Source organism: Actinophytocola sp. (genome assembly GCF_050699935.1).
GTDB lineage: Bacteria > Actinomycetota > Actinomycetes > Mycobacteriales > Pseudonocardiaceae > Actinophytocola.
Genome location: NZ_JBOHGB010000024.1, coordinates 19,571 through 33,595 on the forward strand (window position 1 = coordinate 19,571; position 14,025 = coordinate 33,595).

The 14,025-nt window shown below is 74.2% G+C and carries 9 protein-coding genes; 6 read left to right on the forward strand and 3 right to left on the reverse strand.

The window, feature by feature from the left end:
- Nucleotide 1: 1 nt before the first annotated feature.
- The gene (locus ACRDTB_RS11290; RefSeq protein ID WP_431430031.1) at nucleotides 2-295 is read right to left on the reverse strand and encodes a hypothetical protein; all 294 of its coding nucleotides are present in this window, start codon (nucleotides 293-295) and stop codon (nucleotides 2-4) included.
- A gap of 166 nt (nucleotides 296-461) precedes the next feature.
- Between ACRDTB_RS11290 and ACRDTB_RS11295 the strand changes: the two genes are divergently transcribed.
- From ACRDTB_RS11295 to ACRDTB_RS11320, 6 genes are all read left to right on the forward strand, one after another.
- Nucleotides 462-1,274 carry an ESX secretion-associated protein EspG gene (locus tag ACRDTB_RS11295; protein WP_431430032.1) on the forward strand — a complete coding sequence of 271 codons (813 nt, stop codon included), beginning with the start codon at nucleotides 462-464 and terminating at the stop codon, nucleotides 1,272-1,274.
- Nucleotides 1,275-1,325: 51 nt separating this feature from the next.
- A complete protein-coding gene (locus tag ACRDTB_RS11300; protein ID WP_431430033.1) occupies nucleotides 1,326-1,790 on the forward strand; it encodes a hypothetical protein in 465 nt (154 codons plus the stop codon).
- 4 nt (nucleotides 1,791-1,794) lie between these two features.
- Entirely contained in the window at nucleotides 1,795-2,922 is a 1,128-nt protein-coding gene (locus tag ACRDTB_RS11305; RefSeq protein ID WP_431430034.1) for a PPE domain-containing protein, read from the forward strand.
- 46 nt (nucleotides 2,923-2,968) lie between these two features.
- Entirely contained in the window at nucleotides 2,969-4,228 is a 1,260-nt protein-coding gene (locus ACRDTB_RS11310) for an AfsR/SARP family transcriptional regulator (RefSeq protein ID WP_431430035.1), read from the forward strand.
- Nucleotides 4,215-7,103, forward strand: coding sequence for a tetratricopeptide repeat protein (locus tag ACRDTB_RS11315; protein ID WP_431430036.1), 2,889 nt, complete (start codon nucleotides 4,215-4,217; stop codon nucleotides 7,101-7,103). The genes ACRDTB_RS11310 and ACRDTB_RS11315 overlap by 14 nt, the downstream gene beginning before the upstream one ends.
- 228 nt (nucleotides 7,104-7,331) lie before the next feature.
- A complete protein-coding gene (locus tag ACRDTB_RS11320) occupies nucleotides 7,332-7,928 on the forward strand; it encodes a M23 family metallopeptidase (RefSeq protein ID WP_431430037.1) in 597 nt (198 codons plus the stop codon).
- Nucleotides 7,929-7,953: 25 nt separating this feature from the next.
- On the opposite strand, the gene ACRDTB_RS11325 is transcribed toward ACRDTB_RS11320, so the two are convergent.
- Both ACRDTB_RS11325 and ACRDTB_RS11330 read right to left on the reverse strand, forming a co-directional pair.
- Nucleotides 7,954-10,836, reverse strand: a complete 2,883-nt coding sequence (locus tag ACRDTB_RS11325; protein ID WP_431430038.1) for a BTAD domain-containing putative transcriptional regulator — start codon at nucleotides 10,834-10,836, stop codon at nucleotides 7,954-7,956.
- Between the two features lie 592 nt (nucleotides 10,837-11,428).
- A complete protein-coding gene (locus tag ACRDTB_RS11330; RefSeq protein WP_431430039.1) occupies nucleotides 11,429-13,801 on the reverse strand; it encodes an NACHT domain-containing protein in 2,373 nt (790 codons plus the stop codon).
- Nucleotides 13,802-14,025: the final 224 nt, after the last annotated feature.

The following is a 14,025-nucleotide window of genomic DNA, read 5'->3' on the forward strand; positions in this document are numbered from 1 at the left end:
GTCAGTCCGCCTTCATGGGGCCGGTCACGGTGTGGCGCGCGGTGTCCTCGCCGTCGGCATAGGCCCCGGCGACCACGGCGAGCGTCGCGCCGGCGGCCTGGCCCCGCTCGACCAGCCGGGCGAGTGCGAGCTGCCAGGTCGCGCAGAACTCGGTCACCGCCCGCTGCATGCCGGCCCCGCCGTAGGCCGCGCCGCCGCGGATGCCCAGCCGGACATCGCCGGCCGGTGCCACCGCGCCGTCGACCCGCGCCGCCACGGCGGTCAGCTCGTCGACCTCGACGCCGAATCCGTCCACCACGCTTCCCCTTCCCGATCCGTCTGGTGTGGAATGTCCGGTGGATGGTCCACGGATCGGCCTATGCGGCGACTACACGCGACGCATAGCCGGCGCATAGGCGGCATTGGCTACGTTCTTCGCAGTAGGGATCGGCAGTGGGATCGGCGTGTCGGTAGGGGGTTCGGTGTCGTACTCGCGGTCGTGGTCGCTGTCGCTGCCGGCGGTCACGGTGCTGTTCGCCGAGCTCGGGCTCGGTACGCCGCCGCAGCCGTTCGAGCCGGACTACCCGTACGCCAACCAGACGCAGCGGCAGCGGTTCCTCCGCGCTGTGCACGACGACCTCGGCGACCGCGGGCTGCTTCGGGACGGGGCGCCGGACGGGGAGCTCGCCGCGGCGTTGGGCACGCTCGCCGACGCCCCCTACGCGGTGCTGGCCGTCGGCCGGCTGGAGGACGGGCTGCTGGTCGCGCGGTGTGCGTGGACCGACCGCACGGGGGTGTGCGCGGTCCAGCGCGGCGCCGAGCTCGTGCTCGCCGTGCTCGATCCGGGCGCGGCCGTCCCGACGCTCGTCGACCTGCTGCCACGCACGCGTGCGGCGAGCGGCAAGTCGATCCGGGTGCCCGGCCCGATCGCGCCGCCGACCCCCGCACCGACCCGCACGCGGGACGGGGCCGACGACGGGGTCCAGGTACTGACGCCGGTCGGCGAGGACCGCCCGGCCGGGCAGGACATGGTGGACCGGATCTTCGCGAACCCGGTCGTCCGGGGCGGCATGTTCACCCCGGTCATCGCGGGCCGCGACGGCCACCGGACCGAGCTGCCACCGATGACCTGGTTCGACACGCTGGACCCGGCGAGCGGCCCGGTCCGGCACTTCACCACCACGAGCCCCGGGCCGGATGGCAGGTTCTGGACCAGCTACCTGCCGGGCGACAACGCGCGGATGGCCGGTTCGCTGTCCGAAACCATTGTGCGGTTCGCCCGATCGGCCGTCTGACGGGCGGCTAAGGTGCGACAACACGACTCAGCGGCCGAGGGGAAGTCGGTGATGGACACGGGGACGGACACGGGAACCGACGCCGTCGACGACGCCGTCGGCGACGCGCAGGCACGGGTTCTCGGCGAGGGCGGCGAGCTCGACCGGGGCTCGTTGCGGCGGATGACCGCGGATGCCACCAGGTTGCTGACGCTGGCCGACAGCGGCCAGCTGGTGATCGACCCGGACAGCGCGAAGGGCATCGCCAAGGCCTACGACGACATGGTCGAGGAGATCTACTGGATCAGGGTGGGCCTGCTGACCGCGGGGCAGCGGCCGCAGCTGGGCACCGGGCCGTACGCCGGGCGGGTCTCGGCGTACCAGCGCGAGGCGGCCGACTCGTTCCGCGACGTGATCGACGAGCTGGAGACCGTGTGCCGGCAGTGCGCACGTGCCTTCCGGGCGGCCGCCGACCAGTACGTGGCGCAGGAGGACGAGACGGCCCGCACGTTCCGGCGGATCGAGGGGACGGTGTGACGCCATGTCCGACCAGCACGAGCCCGACGAGCACGAGCGGTACACGCACTGGCGCACCCTGCGCGACGAGTACCGGACCGAGCACGGGCTCAGCCTGCGCGAGGCCATGCGGCGGGCGACCGAGGACTGGCGCGCCGCACGCCGGGAGCTGACCGACGGGGCCGAGTTCCGCGACGACGCGCCCGTGTCCACCGCGGTCTACGAGGGCTACCAGCACGAGCAGCTGCACCGGATGGTGACCGAGGGGCTCGTGCCGAGCCAGGTCGGCGACATGTCCGAGTCGTGGTCGAAGCTGGCCAACGCGATGGCCCGGTTCAGCGACCGGCTGCGCGAGCACGTCACGCGTACCGACGCGGTGTGGCAGGGCGAGGCGGCCGACATGGCGCGCGGCTACACGCTGGCCGTCAGCACGTGGAGCGGCCGCACGAGCCGCAGCGCGCAGCTGGTCTGCCACCAGCTCGGCCGGCAGACCAATGCGGCGGCCCAGGCGCGGGACACCATGCCGGAACCGGTCCCGTTCGACCTGGAGGCGCAGTCCCGGGCGTGGCTGGCCGACCCGCAGGCCATGCCGGTGACGGTGCCGCAGTCCATGGCCCAGCAGCGGGACAGCCGGCAGGCGAAGGCCGAGGCGGTCGAGGTGATGACCAAGTACGACCGGCTGCTCGAGTCCGCCGCCGCGCAGCAGCCGGTGTTCTCCGGCCCGCCGAGGCTCACCGCGGACGTCGGCGACGAGAGCGTCACGACGGCGGCCGGCGCGGCCGCGCGGCCCGACACCGGCGGCGCTCGCCCCGGCGTGTCCGGCGTCGACGCGGGGCCGGTCGGACGTCCGGACGGTGGCGGTGGGGGCGGTGGGGGCGCCGCCCCGGGCCGCACCACCAGCTCGATGCCCTTCCACACCGGCGGTGCCGGTCCCGCGGTCGCGGCGCAGGGCACGGCCGGTCCGCGAGGCGCCACCGGGTACGGGGTCCCCGCCGCCCCGGGAGCCACGCCCGGGCGCGACTCCGATCGGGAGCGCAAGCCGTCGGCCTACCTGCAGGAGTGGGACACCGATCTCTGGTTCGGCGACATGCCGGACACCGCCCATGCCGTGATCGGTGGCGAGCCGCCGGCTCGGCCCGGCGGCTCGGACTGATCACGCCGGTGCGCGCTCGCTCGCCGGATCCTGGGTAGGAGTGGGCATGCGGGACACGGAGCCGGCGCTCCGGTTCACCGTGCTCGGGCCGCTCGAGGTGCACCACGACGGCGCGCCCGTGGCACTCGGCCGGCCGCAGCGACGCGCGCTGCTCGCGATCCTGTTGCTGCGGGCGAACCACCCGTTGAGCACGGCCGAGCTGGTGCGCCGGCTGTGGGGCGACCAGCCGCCGGCCACGGCCCGGGCACAGGTGCACGCGCTCGTGTCGGCCCTGCGGGCGGTGTTGCCGGGCGGGGACCGCCTGTTGTGCACGGAGGACACCGGCTACCTGCTGCGCATCGAGCCGGACCAGCTGGACCTGCTGCGGTTCTCCCACGAGCTGGACCGGGCCCAGGGCGCGGCGACCGCCGCAGACATGGACGCCGCCGCGCGGGCCTACCGCGCGGCGACCGGACTGTGGCGCGGCACGCCGTTCGGCGACATCGACGCCGCCTTCGTGCCCCAGGCGCGGCGCGAGCTGGCGCAGCGGTACGTCGGCGCGCTGGAGGAGCTGCTCGAGCTGGACCTGGCGCGCGGCGCGCACGCGGACGTGGTCGGCGCGGCCACCGCGGCACTCGCCGACCATCCGGGCCGGGAACGCCTGCACCGGCTGCTCATGCTCGCGCTCCACCGCGGTGGCCGGGCCGCGGAGGCGATCGCCGTGTACCGGGATGCCCGGCAGGCAATGGGCGGGGCGAGTCCGGAGTTGGACCGGCTCGCGCAGCGGATCCTGTCGGCCGACCCGGCGCTGGACGGATCTCCCGCCGAATCCACCGATCCGCACCGGCTGCCGCCGCCCACCAGCAGCGCCGACGACACCGTGGACGGCGCGGCGCTCGACCGCGCCCTGACCCGGGGGACGTCCATCGTGGTGGTGCGCGGCACCGGAGCGTCCGGACTGGCGGTGCGCTGGGCACACGCGGCCGCCGGACGGTTCCCGGACGGCCGGCTGTACGCGGACCTGCGCGCCACCGAGGACCGTGCGCCCGCCGACCCCGCCGCGATCCTCGCCGGATTCCTGCACACGCTCGGCGCGGGCCCCGACCTGCCGTCCAATGTGGACGAACGAGCGGCGTTGTTCCGTTCCCTGGTGCACGGGCGGCGGGTGCTGATCGTGCTGGACCGTGCCGAGGACACCACCCAGGTGCGGCCCCTGCTGCCCGGGGCCGCGTCGTGCGCGGTCGTGGTGACGAGCCGGGGCGGCCTCGGCGGGTTGGTCGCGCGGTACGGCGCCGCACGGATCGAGGTCGGCGATGACCGAACCTGACGCCTGGTTCGGGGTGCTCGGCCCGCTGCTGATCCGCCGCGGTGGGGCGAGCGGCACCGAGGTGGCGGTGGACCGGCCGCAGCGCCGCACGCTGGTCGCGCTGCTTCTGTTGCACGCCAACAGAGTCGTGAGCACCGAGGAGATCATCGACCAGCTGTGGGGCGCCGACCCGCCGGCGACCGTGCGGACCCAGGTGCACACCCTGGTGTCGGCGCTGCGCCGCACCTTGCCCGGCGGCGGGCGAATCCTGCGGACCGAGTCGTCGGGATACCGGCTGGAGCTCGCCACCGCGGCACTGGACCTGCTGACCTTCTCCGAGCAGCTCGCGCGGGCACGGAAAGCGGACCACGCCGGTGACCGCACCCGTGCCGTCGCCGGTTACCGGGCCGCGCTGCGGCTGTGGCGGGACGTCCCGTTCGCCGGCATCGGCGCCGGCTTCGTCGACCAGGCCCGGCGAAGCCTCACCGAGAAGCGACTGGCGGCGACCGAGCAGCTGATCGACCTCGAGCTGGCCGACCCCTCGGCCGACCCGGCCGGGCTGGTCGAGGAGCTGGCTCGGCTGGTCGAGGAGCACCCGCTGCGCTCGGGCCTGCGCCAGCGACTGATGCTCGTGCTGCACCGCGCCGGACGGCCCGCCGACGCGATGGCCGTGTACCTGCGGGGCCGCGACCTGCTGGCGGACGAGCACGGGCTGGACCCCTCCCCCGAGCTGGACCGGCTGGCCAGCCGGATCGAGGCGGCGGACCCGTCCCTCGACGCGCCCGCCGTACCGAGGCAACTCCCTTACGCCGCGGCGTGTTTCACCGGCCGGACCGCCGAGCTGGCGGCGCTGGACGCACTGCTCGACGGCGGTGGCGAGCATCCCGTCGCGGTGGTGTCCGGCACCGGTGGCGTCGGCAAGACGGCGGTGGCCACACACTGGGCGCACTCGGTCGCCGACCGGTTCGACGGCGGCCAGCTCTACGTCGACCTGCGCGGCTACTCACCGGAGGAACCCGTGCCACCGGCCGAGGCGCTCGCCGGCTTCCTCCGCGCACTCGGCGTCGACGGGCGCGGCGTGCCCACCGACCTGGCCGGCCGGGCGGCGCTGTTCCAGACCATGCTGTCCGGTCGGCGGCTGCTGGTCCTGCTGGACAACGCCCGCGACCCCGAGCAGGTCGCCCCGCTGCTCCCCCCGCGACCCGGCCCGAGCGTCGTCGTGGTGACCAGCCGGGACCGGCTGGACCCGCTGGTCGCCGGCGGCGCCCGGCACATCGGCCTCGACGTCCTGCCGCCGCCGGAGTCGGAGGCGCTGCTGCGCGCGCTGATCGGCGAGCGGGCCGACGCCGGGGCGATCGCGGAGCTCGCGCGCCGCTGCGCGTGCCTGCCGCTGGCGTTGCGGATCGCCGCGGAGCGCGTCGCCGCCCGGCCGGACACTCCCCTGCCGGAGCTGGTCACCGAGCTGGCCGACCAGCGGCGCGCCGTGCACCTGCTGGACACCGGCGACGACCCGCACTCCGCCGTGTCGGCCGTGTTCTCCTGGTCCTACCGGCAGCTGACGCCGGCCGCGGCGCGCACCATGCGCCTGTTCGGCCTGCACCGCGGCCCGAGCCTGGACCTCGCCGCCGTCGCGGCGCTGACCGGCACGAGCGTCGAACGGGCCCGCGAGCCGGTGGCCGAGCTGCTGCGCGCCCACCTGGTCGGCGAGATCACCGAGGACCGGTTCACGATGCACGACCTGCTGCGCGCGTGGGCCGGCGAGCGAGCCGGCGCGGTCGACCCGGCGAAGGCGAGGCGGGCGGCGTCGGCCAGGCTGTTCGACCACTACCGGCACGGCGCCGCGGCCGCCATGGACCTGCTCCACCCCTACGAGCGGCACCAGCGGCCGCCGGTCGGCGGTGGTGCGGGCGCCGGGCCGCACGCGCCCGTGTTCGGCGACGTCGCGGCCGCGCGGCGCTGGCTCACCGCCGAGATCCCGAACCTCGTCGCCGCCGCCGGCACCGGCACGGACAGTGCGGTGATCGAGCTGTCCGCGACCGTGTGGCGGCACCTGGAGTCCAGCGGCCGCTACGACGAGGCGGACATCCTCGCCGGCCTCGCCGCGACCGCGGCCCGGCGCCGGTCCGATCCCACCGCGCTGGCCGGGGCGCTCACCGTGCTGGGCCTGATCTGCTGGCGTCGCAACGAACACGAGCTGGCGGTCAGCAGGCTGACCGAGGCGCTGGCGGTCTACCGCAAGCTCGGCGACGTCGCGGGAACGGCGTGGACGCGGCTGAACCTGGGCGTGGTGTACGAGCGGACCGGCCGGTTCGACCTGGCGATCGAGCACCTCCGCGACGCGCAGGCCCGGTACGCGGAGCTGGACGATCCGATCGGGCAGGCCAACGCGCTGGGCAACCTCGGCGTGGTGCACGAGCAGACGGGGAACTACATGCTGGCCGTCGAGCTGCAGAAGCGGTCGTTCGCGCTGCACCTCGACGCGGACAACCCGGTCGGCATGGCCAACGCGCTGGGCAACGTCGGGATCGTGCACCACCGCGCGGGCCGCCACGAGCATGCGGGCCGGTGCCTGCGGCAGGCGCTCACGCTGTTCGGGGACATCGGCGACCGCGCGGGCGAGGCGGAGGCGCTCGGCTACCTCGGCGCGGTGCTGCTCGCACTGGAGGAGCGGGCGGCGGCACGGGAGCGGCTGGAGCACGGGCTCGCGATGGCGCGCGAGATCGGCAACCGCCGGGTGCTCGCGCTCATCCTCAACGGCCTCGGCGAGCTGTCCCTGGCGACCGGCGACATGGACGCCGCCCTGGCGGCACACACCGCCGCCCTCCATCACGCGGCCGCGTCCGGCGACAGGGAACAACGCGCCCGCGCCGACACGGCACTCCGCGTCCTTCGGTAACGCCAGGAAGGACGCCATGCTGACGTTCAACGTCTGGAAGGCGTCCTTCCACGCTTTGTACGGAGGGTGACCGGCGGGCTATACGGGGTGACCGGCGGGCTATACGGGGTGACCGGCGGGCTATACGGGGTGACCGGCGGGCGATACGGGGTGACCGGCGGGTTTGTACGGGACTTGTACGCGGCGGTGTTGCAGTGGGTCCTCGCACCCAGACATGGAGGGACCGCCATGGCACTGTCGAGAACGAAAGCGTTCGGGGCGCTGGCGATCGGCGCGGCCGCGGTGCTGGCGCTCGTGACCCCACTCGCGAGCACGGCGACCGCGAGCCCGGAGACATGGAGCCCGGTGCGCGCCACTGCGGCGAGCCCCGCCACCGACGGCGTGGAGATCCGCGCGGTCAACCTGCGCACGCCGTTCGACTGCGGGCAGGTGTGGAACGCGAACACGCGCACCAACCACAACCCCCAGCTCTCGGTCGACTTCCAGCGCAGTGGTGCGCTGGGCAAGAACGTTCGCTCCAGCGCGGGCGGCACCGTGGAGACCGTGCGCGACCTCGGGAACACCAGCTACGGCAAGTACATCGTGGTGCGCCACGCCGAGGGCTGGAAGACCCTGTACGCCCACCTGCGGTCGTTCAACGTCTCAGTAGGACAGTCGGTGAACACCGGGACGATCATCGGGAAGGTGGGCAGCACCGGCGGGTCGACCGGACCGCACCTGCACTACGAGCAGAAGCTGAACAACGTGGTGCAGCGCGCGGTGCTCAACCACGTGTCGATCAGGTACTTCGGCAACACCACGATCACCAGCAGCACTGGCTGCTAAGGAACGCGCGTCCGCCGGCCGGAGCTCATCCCCTGTCGGCCCGGCCGGCGGACGCGGCCACCGCATCCGCCGTGTCCAGGCCACGCAGGATGTCGCGCGCACGCCCGAAGTGGCGCTGTGCCTCGCCCGGCTCGCCGAGCGCCTCGTGCAGCCGGCCGAGCGCCGCCATCACCTCGGCCTCGGACCGGCGGTCGCCGCTGCGTCGGTGCCGGCGCAGCGACGAGTCGAGCAGCAGCCGGGCCCGGGGCAGGTCGCCGTCCTCCAGGCACAGCAGCCCGAGATCCTGGTTCGTGTAGCCGACACAGTTGTCATCGCCCAGCTCCAGGAAGATCGCCACCGCGCGGTCGGTGTGCTCGCGGGCGGCACGCAGGTCGCCACGCCGCAGGTGGAGCGTCGCGATCCGGCGGAGGGCGTGCGCCTCCCGGTGCCGGTCGCCGATCGCGGCGGACAGGTCGTGCGCGTCGGTGAACCAGCGCCGCGCGGGGGCGAGACAGCCCAGCTCCAGCCAGACCGAGCCGGCGGCCAGCCGGGCGACGGCCTCCCCGTGCGGGTCCGGCACCGCCGCGAACATCGACAGTGCCTCGTGGCAGCGGTCCAGGGCGTGCGCGTAGTCCCCGCGGATCCGCAGCACCGTGCCCAGCCCGGCCAGCGCGAACCCGGCACCACGGCGGTCGCCGACCTGGCCGAAGAGCCGCACCGACTCGTCGAAGGCGGACCACGCGTCCGCGTACGCGTCCTGGTACAGCGCGAGCTGGCCCAGGTTGCGCAGCACGATCGCCTGGCCGTGCGGGTCACCGGCACGGCGCGCGGCAGCCAGCGCGATCCGGTGCGTGCGATGCCAGTCGTCGTAGTGGCCGCGCAGGTCGAAGTACGGCGTGAAGGCTGCCGTCACGCGCCATGCGAGGTCGTCGAGTCCCCATTCCGGGGCGAGTGACACGGCCGCGACACCCGCGCGACGCTCCGCCTCGAACCAGGCGAGGGGATCGGCGACCAGCTCGGCCGCGCCGCGGGGACGCCACGTCGCGGGGACGGCGGCGGCGGCGAACACCCCGAGGAAGTGGATGGGCATCGCCTCGGCCGCGGACACGGCGAGCGACAGGTAGCCGCCCAGCACCCGGCGCACGGCCGCGCGGTGGTCGGCCGCCGGGTCGTGCTCGGCGAGCTCGGCGGCGTAGCAGCGCAGCAGGTCGTGCAGCCGGTAGCGGGGCGCGCCGGTGACGTCCGAGCCGACCAGCGCCACCAGGTGCGTGTCCACGAGCAGGTCCAGCACGTCGTCGGCGGCCGGCCGGTCCAGCAGCGCGGCCACGACCCAGCCCGGCCAGTGCCCCGGCCCCAGCATGCCCAGCCACCGCAGCGCCCGGGCCGCGTCGGGGGTGAGCAGGTCGTAGCTGAGGTTCACGCTCGCCCGCACGGCCAGGTCGCCGACCCGCAGCTCGTCCAGCCGCCCGTGCTCGTCGCGCAACCGGCCGGCCATCGTGCGCAGGGTCCAGCCCGGCCGGTGGCGCAGCCGGGTCCCGGCGACCCGGATCGCGAGCGGCAGGAAACCGCAGAACCGCAGGATGTCCGAGGCGCTGTCGGGCTCGTCGGCGACGCGGTGCTCGCCGACGATGCCGGCGAGCAGCCGGGCGCCCTCGTCCGCGCCGAGCACGTCCAGCTCGACCGGATGTGCGCCGGGCAGGTCGGGCAGCATCGCGCGGCTCGTGACCAGGACGGCACAGCCGCCCGCGCCGGGCAGCAACGCACGCACCTGCGCCGCGCTGGCCGCGTCGTCCAGCACCACGCACGTGCGGGTGTTCGCCAGCCGGGACCGCAGCAGCGCGGCGCGCTCGTGCGGCTGCCTCGGCATCGCCGAGTCGTGCGCTCCGAGCGCGCGCAGCAGCTCGGGCAGCACCTCGGTAGCCGTCCGCGGACGCGCCGACGTGCCGGCCAGGTCGACGTGCAGCTGGCCGTCCGGGAACTCCGCACGCACGGCGTGCGCCACCCGCACCGCGACGGCCGACTTCCCGACACCGGGCGGACCGGAGATCACCACGACCGCGGGGACACCGCGCGCACGCCGCCGGCGCAACAGCTCGACCAGCTCGGCGACCAGGGGCTCGCGGCCGGTGAAGTCCGGCAGGTCCAGCGGGAGCTGGCAGACCGGCGACGGGTCGGCCGGCGCCCGCACCCGCTCGCCCAGGCGGCGAAGCTCGGGTCCGGGCGCGGCGTGCAGCTCGTCGCGCAGGACCCGCTCGGCCTCGGCGTAGGTTCGCCGGGCCTCGGCGCTGCGCCCGGTCGCGACCAGCGCGCGGATCAGCAGCTGCCACAGCTCCTCGCGCAGCGGGTGGTCGCCGAGCAGGGCACGCAGCTCGTCGACCACACCACCCAGACCGCCGACACCGCCCGACTCGCCGAGGTCGACCCGCAGCCGCAGGCGCTGCTCCTGCGCGGACAGCCGCAGCTCGGTGAGCCGGGCGACCGCGACCGTCCACACGTGACTGTGCGGCAGATCCGCCAGCGGCTCGCCCCGCCACCGCCCGCACGCGCGGTCGAGCAGCGCCAGCGCCTCCGCCCGGTCGCCGGCCGCGCCCGCCCGGGCCACCTCCGCCTCGAACAGGTGCAGGTCGACCAGCTCGGGGTCGGTGACCAGCACGTAGCCCGCCGACCGCCGCTCGATGTCCGCGCCGGAGCCGGCCAGCCGCCGGCGCAGCCCGTGCACGTAGGTACGGATGTTCGCCGCGGCGGACCGGGGCGGCCCGGACGGCCACAGCGCCTCGGCGAGCACGTCGACGGACACCGCCGTGTTGGCGTGCAGCACGAGAGTGGCGAGCAGCGCCCGCGGCTTGGGCCCACCGAGGGCCACCGCTCGCCCCGCGACGGCGACCTCGAGCGGCCCCAGTACCCCGAACACCACCGCCGACACCAACACCGCCCGCAACGTCACGGATACGACGGGTCAGCATCGTACGCCCACCACGACCGGCCGCCGGCCAATCCGGCGTTGCCCGGCCGCGCCGTGACCAGCAATCTGGCCAAGGCTCGGTGTCGGGCCACCGCCGAGGTCCAGCCGCCGGGTGTCGCGGAGAGTCGGTGCACGGCGAACTCGCTGATGCCGGCGGCGTTCGACGCGGCTCGGTAGACCTTCGCCGTCGTGGTCGCGCGGGTGCGAGTCCGGCTTCGTCCGCGATGTCGGCGTAGTCGCGGGCCGGACTCGACCGGGCGAACCGGGTGGTAGAGCGTGAGGTCGAGGAACGGCTGCGAGCCGACCGACCGCAGGAATGTGTCGCGACGCGGGCGTCGCCGACCATCGCGACCGGGTTGCGGTCGCACGCCACGACCAGTCGTCGTTCACGGTTGCGTCCGACGCCGGCCCGAGTACCGGCGGATGGTCGCTGATCGCGGACGTCCACGGCCACGAGACGGCGCTGATGACGGCGCGGATCGGCCGGCCGGTGCGAGAACCGTAGGCCTCGAGCCGATCCATGGCGACCCTCTGGTTGTCGGTGTCGTCATCGGTGTCGTCATCGCCGTTGTTGACCAGCAGCACCGAGACCGGCCGGCCCAGCCGCATGCTCTCCTGCTGTGCGAGCGCTGTCCCGTAGATCAGCGACAGGGTCTGCTTGCTGCCGGTCGACCTCGGTGCTCGTCGAGAAGGCCGGGGAACAGCGGAGGTGATTGAACGTGGTCAGGGTGACCACCGCCGTGGCCAGCACGGTCACCACGACGGTCACGGCCACGATGCGGCGGCGCCGGGTCGCCGCGACGGGGACGGCCGAGGTGCTCGACGGGCCGTCCGCGGGCAGGGCCAGCCGCTGCTGCAGCCGGACGTGCCGGAACTGGTAGGTGCCACCGGACCGACGTAGTAGACCCCGGTCCCGGGCATCGGTGAGGAAGCCGAGCAGTCGCCACGGCAGCCGTCCAGTGATCGCCAGGACGGTGCGGGCCAGCACGAACCGCGGCCATGCCCGGGTCAGCAGTACCAGCAGCGCCACGCCGAGGAACGGCAGCACGACCAGCGTGCCGGCGACCTGTGCGGTGCCGTCGAGCTGGAGGCTTGCCTCGAGAGTCGGGAAGTGGGCCGTGCCGGTCGTGCCGGACCAGCCGGCGATCCCTTGGCCAAGCACCTCGCCGACGAGGTTGGCGGCGGCCAGCATCGGCCAGGTCGACACGGCGGTCACCGTCCCGGCGACGACGGCACCGACGATCGCCGCGCGCCGGTCCGGCCGCAGGAAATCCAGCGGCGTCGCTCGAGCCGACCGCTCGGGAATGGCGTCCAGCCAACGATGTGCGGCCACGGCGAAACCGACCACACAGAACGCGGCGACACCCATGACGACCGTCCGGACGAAATCCACGATGACGGCGAATTCGATGTTCAGTGCGAGAATTCCCGCCAGCGCTGTGACGACGGGCACCGGAGTTCCGGGAATCAGGACGAACGCGGCGCCCGTGCGGAACCCGTGGCGCAGGCGGCATCCCGAGCCCTGCCACACGACACCCATCCGACCGGGTGTCCGCCCGGTCGAGCCGTACCAGACAGCGGTGGACAGCGAGGCCACGACGACACCCACGACCCCAGCCAGTCCGACGACGCTCTCCGCGCTCTCGAAGCCGGTCACGGCCGCGAGTCCGCCCACCAGCAGGACCATGCTCAGCCCGATCCCGATGCCCAGCATCGGCGTGATCCAGGGCGAGACCAGCCGGTCCGCCAGCCGCCACCAGGCGAGGTCCCGCTCGCGGTGGTCGTGCAGGTAGCGCGCGAGGTAGGCCAACCAGTCCCGGCCCTTGCCGGCCCACCGGCTCGCCGACCCCGGGCCGGGCGCGTAGGCCGCGTCGATCGCGCGATCCACGAGGTGGTCCTCGACGGCGTGGCGGCTCGGAAACCGGTTGGTGTCAAGCAACTCGGACGGATCACCACCGCCGCGATACGCCGTCACCGCCAGTGAGATCATCAGCGGGGTGGACAGTGCCGCGGCCACCGAGCCGTCCGGCGCGCGGCGCAACTCCTCGTGGACCGCCGTCCAGGAGGTGCTCGCCGGCCAGTCCGGCACCGCGTCGAGGTGATCGACGATTTCGGGGACCGCGATCGGCTCCACCCGTTGTACCGGCGCCCGCCGCAGCGTAGGTGAGCCGGCCTTGATCAGGTCTTCGTACTCGGCCGCCCGGCAGGTCACCACCACCGGGCGCTCCGCGCCGACCGCCGAGTTGATCCGGTGCACCGCGTGCCGCCGAGCCACCTCCGGTATCTCGTCCAGGCCGTCCAGCACGGGCAGCACGAGCCCGTGAGTCAGCAGCTTGCGAGGGATCTCGGCGTCACCGTTGTAGTACTCACCGGCCAGGGTGTGCACGATCCAGTCGTCGAGCGGATCGCGGACCGGATCCCACGAGGACGCGGACAGGAGCACCGGCACCGGCGAGGTCGGCGTCCGGCCGGCGATCAGGCCGAGGGTCAGCAGCATCGCCAGCACGGTCTTGCCGGAGCCCGGCTCGCCCAGCACGACCAGGCGGCCGGTACGGATATTCCGGTACTCACCGGCCAGCTGCCGAGTCGCCTCCTCGAGCGGGCCGTCCATCCGACCACTCGACCACGTCAGCGGCAACGTGTTCGGGTCACGCGGCTTGCGGGATCCGGTCTCGTCCAACCACTCCTCGCGGATGGTCCGCGCCAGGTCCGCCGCCAGCTCCTCGGCGCTCGACGATGGGCCCGCCGGCGGAGCCAGCCCCACCAGGCTCACCGCCAGCGCCGCCAACCCGACGAAGGCGCTGACGATGCTCGCCAACGCGTCGTTGGAGCCGGTGTCGCCACCGATCACCACGACCGCGACGACCACGAACACCACGCCGATGAGCCCCGACAGCCCGGCATACAGGCGCCGCGGAGATCCCTTCCGCATAACCCGAGCGTCCCCAGCCCACACCGATCACCCCAGCAAGCGGCCAAGCATGACGACCATCCGACCACACCATCGGGAGGACCCCGGGTCGGGCAGCCGAATCGAGGAGACCGAGAAAACGAGCATCCGCGACTATTGTTCGGTTTCGCGCGGAAATTGCGGCGCGAAAGGCGAAAGGCGAACGCCGAGGCTCGCCATCACCCGCCGGGTCGCACCGGACGGCA

Bases quoted from the DNA above. Each gene is read 5' to 3' on its own strand.
- ACRDTB_RS11300 (WP_431430033.1), top strand. From the start codon at position 1,326: ATGGACACGGGGACGGACACGGGAACCGACGCCGTCGACGACGCCGTC.
- ACRDTB_RS11305 (WP_431430034.1), top strand. From the start codon at position 1,795: ATGTCCGACCAGCACGAGCCCGACGAGCACGAGCGGTACACGCACTGG.
- ACRDTB_RS11310 (WP_431430035.1), top strand. From the start codon at position 2,969: ATGCGGGACACGGAGCCGGCGCTCCGGTTCACCGTGCTCGGGCCGCTC.
- ACRDTB_RS11315 (WP_431430036.1), top strand. From the start codon at position 4,215: ATGACCGAACCTGACGCCTGGTTCGGGGTGCTCGGCCCGCTGCTGATC.
- ACRDTB_RS11320 (WP_431430037.1), top strand. From the start codon at position 7,332: ATGGCACTGTCGAGAACGAAAGCGTTCGGGGCGCTGGCGATCGGCGCG.
- ACRDTB_RS11330 (WP_431430039.1), bottom strand. From the start codon at position 13,801: ATGCGGAAGGGATCTCCGCGGCGCCTGTATGCCGGGCTGTCGGGGCTC.